Raw genomic sequence first — 6,632 nt, 5'->3', positions numbered from 1 at the left:
CGTCAACCAGGACGGTGCGTCCAACGGTCTGACCGCCCCCAACGGCCCCTCGCAGCAGCGCGTCATCCGCGAGGCCCTCGCCTCCGCCGGGCTCTCGACCGCCGACGTGGACGTCGTCGAGGCGCACGGCACGGGCACGAAGCTGGGCGACCCGATCGAGGCGCAGGCGCTGCTCGCGACGTACGGCCAGGGCCGCTCCGGGGAACAGCCGCTGTGGCTGGGCTCGTTGAAGTCCAACATCGGTCACACACAGGCGGCCGCCGGTGTGGCCGGTGTGATCAAGATGGTCATGGCCATGCGTCACGGAGTGCTCCCGCGCACGCTGCACGTGGACGAGCCGACCCCGCACGTCGACTGGACGGCCGGTGACGTCCGCCTGCTGACCGAGGCCGTCGACTGGCCGGAGGCGGACCGGCCGCGCCGCGCCGGCATCTCCTCCTTCGGCGTCAGCGGCACCAACGCCCACACGATCATCGAGCAGGCCCCCGCACCGGCCGAACTGCCGGCCGCGCCGGACGCGGACGCCGCCCAGCCGTGGGTGCTCTCCGGCCGCACCGAAGCGGCCTTGCGGGCCCAGGCCGCCCGCCTCGCGTCCTTCCTGACGGACGCCGGCCAGGACGCCGGCCGGGCCGTCCCCGCCGCCGACATGGCGTACTCCCTGGCCACGACCAGGGCGGCCTTCGAGCACCGCGCCGTGGTCGTCGCGGACACCCCCGAGGACTTCCGCACCGGACTGGCCGCCGTCGCGGACGGCTCCACGCCGTCCCACGTCGTGACCGGCACGGCACGCACCGGCGGCAAGGTCGTCTTCGTCTTCCCCGGCCAGGGCTCGCAGTGGGTCGGCATGGCGGCCGAACTGCTGGAGACCTCGCCGGTCTTCCGCGAGCGGATCGCCGACTGCGAGCGCGCTCTTGCGCCGCACGTCGACTGGTCGCTCACCGAGGTGCTGCGCGGCGAGTCCGCCGTGGAACAGGACCGCGTCGACGTGCTGCAGCCCGTGCTGTGGGCGATGACGGTCGCACTGGCCGAGGTGTGGCGCTCCTTCGGCGTCACCCCGGCCGCAGTGGTCGGACACTCGCAGGGCGAGGTCTCCGCCGCGGTCGTCGCCGGGGCGATCTCCCTGGAGGACGGGGCGCGCATCGTCGCGCACCGCAGCCTGTCCGTCCTCGGACTCCAGGGCCGCGGCGGCATGGCCTCGGTGACGCTCCCCGAAGCGGAAGCCGAGGAACTGATCGGCCGCTGGTCCGGCCGGCTCGGCATCGGCGCCGTGAACGGCCCCGGCACCGTGGTGGTCTCCGGCGACCTCGACGCCCTGGACGAACTGCTCGCGCACTGCGCGGAGCACGGCATCCAGTCCCGCAAGGTCGCCGTCGACTACGCGGCCCACTCGCCGCAGATCGAGCAGGTCGAGCCGGCGGCCCGGGAAGGCTTCGCCGACATCACGCCCCGCACGGACGCCGTGCCGTTCTACTCCACCGTGACCGGCCTGAAGCTGGCCGCGGGCGAGCTCGGCTCCGGCTACTGGTACCGCAACATGCGGCAGACGGTGCGGTTCCACGACGCGATCCGGTCCGTGCTGGCCGACGGGCACGACGTGTTCGTCGAAGTCAGCCCGCACCCCGTGCAGTTGGCCGGCATCCAGGACGCCATCGAGGCCGCCGAGGCCGAGGCCGTGGTCGTCCCCACGCTGCGCCGCGGCGACGGCGGCCGGCACCGGCTGCTGCTGTCGCTGGCCCAGGCCCACGTGCACGGCGCGGACGTCGACTGGAACGGGGTCGTACCGGGGGCGCGCAGCGTCGACCTGCCGACGTATGCGTTCCAGCACGAGCGCTACTGGCTCGACGCGGTGGCGGCGGCCGGTGACGTGCGCGCGGCCGGACTGGACTCCGCCGACCACCCGTTCCTGGGTGCGGCGGTGGAACTGCCCGACGCCGGAGGCCACTTGCTGACCGGTCTGCTGTCGCTGCAGAGCCAGCCCTGGCTGGCCGACCACGCGGTGCTGGGCACGGTGCTGCTGCCGGGCACGGGCTTCGTCGAACTGGCCGCCCACGCCGCGGCCGAGACCGGCTGCGACCTCGTGGAGGAACTCACCCTGCAGGCACCGCTGGTGCTGCCCGAGCGCGGCGGCGTCGCGATCCAGGTCCTGGTGGGCGCCCCGGACGACGCGGGCCGCCGCCCGCTGAGCGTGCACTCGCGCGGCGAGGACGGCACCTGGGTCCGCAACGCCACCGGCACCCTCGCCACGGGCACGGCCCACGCCGACGCCGACCTGCACAGCTGGCCCCCGGCTGGCGCGGAGCCCGTCGACCTCGACGGCTTCTACGACCGCCTGGCCGACCTCGGCCTGAGCTACGGACCGCTGTTCCAGGGCCTGCGCGCCGCCTGGCGCGGCAACGGCGAGGTCTACGCGGAACTCGCCGTCCCCGAGGAAGCAGGCGCGGACGCCGGTGCGTTCGGCGTGCACCCGGCCCTGCTCGACTCCGCCCTGCACGCCCTCGGCGCGGGCGGCCTCGTACCGGCGGCCGACGGGCCGTTGCTGCCCTTCGCCTGGTCCCGCGTCACCGTGCACACCACCGGAACCGCCGCCCTGCGGGTGCGGCTGTCCGCGGCCGGCGGGGACGCGGTGCGGCTGACGGCCGCCGACGGCACGGGCCGGCCCGTCGTGTCGGTGGAATCGCTGACGCTGCGCCCGGTGTCGGCGGACCAGCTCCGCACCGGCACCCGCGACGCGCTGTTCACCGTGGAGTGGACGCCGCTCGCCACGCCGCCCGAGGCCACCGGCCTGTCCGTCCGGGCCTACGACGACATCGCCTCCCTCGTCTCCGCACCGGAGACGGACGAGGACGCCGTCGTCGTGCCGTGCCCGGCCGGACCGGCCGGCACGGACGCCGAACGGGTCCGCACGGTCCTGGCCGAGGTGCTCGGCCTGGTGCAGCAGTGGCTGGCCGAGGACCGTCCCGCACGCCTGGTGCTGGTGACCCGGGGCGCGGTCGACCCCGGCGACGACCCGGTACAGGCGGCTGTGTGGGGCCTGGTGCGGTCGGCGCAGTCGGAGAACCCGGACCGGATCGTCCTCCTCGACGCCGAAGAGGCGACCGGCTGGGACCAGCTGGTGACGACGGCAGTGCCCCGGCTCCTCGCCTCCGGAGAACCCCAGGCCGCGCTGCGCGGTGACGCGCTGCTGCTGCCCCGGCTCGCCCGGGCCGGCGCCGAAACCCCGCAGGGCGCACCGGACTTCGGCACCGGCACGGTCCTGCTGACCGGCGCCTCCGGTGCCCTGGGCGGGCTGCTCGCCCGGCATCTGGTCACCCGGCACGGCGTGCGCAGCCTGCTCCTGATGAGCCGGCGCGGCGCGGACGCCGAGGGCGCGGCGGAACTGCAGGCCGAACTGGCCGCCGCGGGCGCCGAGGTGACGTGGGCCGCGTGCGACGTGGCCGACCGGGACGCACTGGCCGCGGCGCTGGCCGGCGTGCCGGTGACCGCCGTCGTGCACACGGCCGGAGTCCTGGACGACGGTGTGATCGGTTCGCTCACTCCGGAGCGCTTGGACGCCGTGCTGCGCCCGAAGGCGGACGCCGTGCAGAACCTGCACGAACTGACCGGCGATGTCTCGGCGTTCGTGGTCTTCTCCTCGCTCGCCGGTACGCTCGGCACCCCCGGCCAGGCCAACTATGCCGCGGCCAACGCCTTCCTGGACGCCTTCGCGAGGCGCCGCCGGGCGCAGGGGCTGCCCGCGGTGTCCCTGCCCTGGGGTCTGTGGCAGCGGACCGGCACCATGACGGGGGACCTCGACGGAACCGACCGGGCCCGGCTCGCCCGCGGCGGCGTGCTGCCGTTGTCCGACGAGGACGGCCTCGAACTGCTCGACGCCGCACTGGTGTTGGACCATCCGCTGGTGGTGGCGGCCCGGCTGGACACCGCTGCCCTGCGGAACGCGGCCGCCCCGGTGCCGCCGCTGCTGAGGTCGCTGGTCGGCGGCCGGCCGCGGCGCACGGACCGGGCCTCGGCCGTACCGCAGGCACAGCGGATCGCGGAATTGCCCGAGGGCGAGCGCGCGGAGGCGGTGCTGGACCTCGTCCGGTCCGAGGTCGCCACCGTGCTCGGCCACAGCTCGGCCAAATCCGTCCGCCCCGACCAGGCCTTCGGCGACCTGGGCTTCGACTCCCTGACCGCCGTGGAGCTGCGCAACCGGCTCAACAGGGCCACGGGCCTGCGGCTCCCCGCAACCCTGGTCTTCGACCACCCGACGCCCGAGGACCTCGCCCAGCGGGTGCTGAAGGACCTCCCCGGCGGCACGGACGGCACGGGGTCGGTGTTCGACGAGATCGACCGCCTCGCCGCCGCTCTGGACACCGCGGACGCGGACAACGTCACCCGCACCAAGATCAACATGCGTCTCCAGGCGCTGCTCGCCCGCTGGAACGGGGACGAGCCGGCCGGCCCGGGACGCGCCACCGATGCCGAGGACGAAGACGACCTCAGCTCGGCCAGCGACGAGGAGCTGTACGAGCTGCTCGACGACGAACTCGGCATCTCCTGAACTGCGCAGGCCACAAGAGGCCAAAAGGGGCGGGCACATCATGATGAACGAAGACAAGCTCCGGGACTACCTCAAGCGGGCCACCACCGACCTGCGCCAGGCCCGGCGGCGCGTACGGGAACTGGAGAGCCGGGACCGGGAGCCCATCGCCATCGTGGGGATGAGCTGCCGGTTCCCCGGTGGCGTGAACTCCCCCGAGGAGCTGTGGCGGCTGCTGGCCGGGGGCGGCGACGCGATCTCGGAGTTCCCCGGGGACCGTGGCTGGGACGTCGACTCGCTCTACGACCCCGACCCCGAGCGGCCCGGCAAGGTCTACACCCGGCAGGGCGGCTTCCTGCACGACGCGGCGGACTTCGATGCGGCCTTCTTCGGCATCTCGCCGCGCGAGGCCCTCGCGATGGACCCGCAGCAGCGGCTGCTGCTGGAGGCATCCTGGGAGGCCTTCGAACGGGCGGGCATCGACCCCGCCTCGCTGAAGGGCAGCCGCACCGGGGTCTTCGCCGGACTGATGTACCACGACTACGGCTTCACCCCGGGCGTCCTCCCGGACGGCGTCGAAGGACTGCTCAGCACGGGCAACTCCGGCAGCGTCGCCTCCGGACGCATCGCCTACACCCTCGGCTTCGAGGGCCCCGCAGTCACGATCGACACGGCGTGCTCGTCGTCGCTCGTCGCGCTGCACCTGGCCGTCCAGTCGCTGCGCAACGGCGAGTGCTCGATGGCGCTCGCCGGCGGCGTCACGGTCATGGCGGGTCCGAGCGCCTTCGTGGAGTTCAGCCGACAGCGGGGCCTCGCCCCCGACGGCCGCTGCAAGTCCTTCGCGGCGGCCGCGGACGGCGCGTCCTGGTCCGAGGGCGTCGGCCTGCTGCTGGTCGAGCGCCTGCGGGACGCCCGCCGGCTGGGCCACGAGGTGCTCGCGGTCGTCCGCGGCAGCGCCGTCAACCAGGACGGCGCGTCCAACGGCCTGACCGCTCCGAACGGCCCGTCGCAGCAGCGTGTCATCCTCGAAGCACTGACCTCGGCGGAACTGTCGCCCGCCGACGTGGACGCGGTCGAGGCGCACGGCACCGGCACGAACCTGGGCGACCCGATCGAGGCGCAGGCGCTCATCGCCACCTACGGCCAGGACCGCCCCGCCGAACGCCCGCTGCTGGTCGGCTCGTTGAAGTCCAACATCGGTCACACGCAGGCGGCCGCCGGTGTGGCCGGTGTGATCAAGATGGTGATGGCGATGCAGCACGGCGTGCTGCCGCAGACCCTGCACGTGGACGAGCCGACCCCGCAGGTCGACTGGTCCGCCGGCGCGGTGCAGCTGCTGACCGAGGCCGTGGAGTGGCCCGCGTCGGAACAGCCGCGCCGGGCCGGTATCTCCTCGTTCGGCATCAGCGGCACCAACGCGCACATCGTCATCGAAGAGGCGGTGGAGGAGCCCGCCGAGGACGAAGAGGCCCCTGCCGTCGAGCCGTTGCGGACGGCGACCCCGGTCGTGCCGTGGGTGCTGTCGGCGAAGAGCGGGACGGCGCTGCAGGCCCAGGCCGAGCGGCTGCTGTCCTGCGTGGACGGCGACGTGCCGTCGGCCGATGTCGCGTACTCGCTGGCCACGACACGAGCGGTGCTGGAGCACCGCGCCGCGGTCGTCGGCGGGAACGCGGCCGAGCTCCGCCAGGGCCTCGCCGCCCTGGCGGCCGGCGAGCCGGCGGCGAACGTGGTGCTGGGGCGCCCGGCCGATGGCAGGACCGGCTTCCTCTTCTCGGGGCAGGGTTCGCAACGCCTGGGCATGGGACGGCAGTTGTATGCGGCGTTCCCCGTGTTCGCTGAGGCGTACGACCAGGTCTGCGCCCACCTGACCGCGCCGGTGGATGTGGACGCGGAGTCGCTGGACGAGACCGGGTGCACGCAGCCCGCCCTGTTCGCGGTCGAGGTGGCGCTGTTCCGGTTGCTGGAGTCGTGGGGTGTGCGGCCGGACCATGTGGCCGGTCACTCGGTGGGCGAGATCGCCGCGGCCCACGTGGCCGGGGTCCTGTCGCTGGAGGACGCGGCCAAGTTGGTGTCGGCGCGGGCCGCCCTGATGCAGGCGCTGCCGAGCGGCGGT

2 protein-coding genes are annotated in these 6,632 nt (G+C 74.3%); both read left to right on the top strand.

The window, feature by feature from the left end:
* Positions 1–4,540 (top strand): type I polyketide synthase (locus tag HG542_RS33600; RefSeq protein WP_171088177.1); only part of this gene is annotated, 4,540 nt, incomplete at its 5' end.
* A 43-nt stretch (positions 4,541–4,583) separates the two neighbouring features.
* A partial coding sequence (locus tag HG542_RS33595; protein ID WP_171088179.1) for a type I polyketide synthase occupies positions 4,584–6,632 on the top strand: 2,049 nt, incomplete at its 3' end.

Origin of the sequence: Streptomyces morookaense, from assembly GCF_013030945.1 — a bacterium.
Lineage (GTDB): Bacteria > Actinomycetota > Actinomycetes > Streptomycetales > Streptomycetaceae > Streptomyces > Streptomyces morookaensis.
Note: the sequence above shows the minus strand (reverse complement) of the source record. Positions and strands in the feature narration are given on the sequence as shown.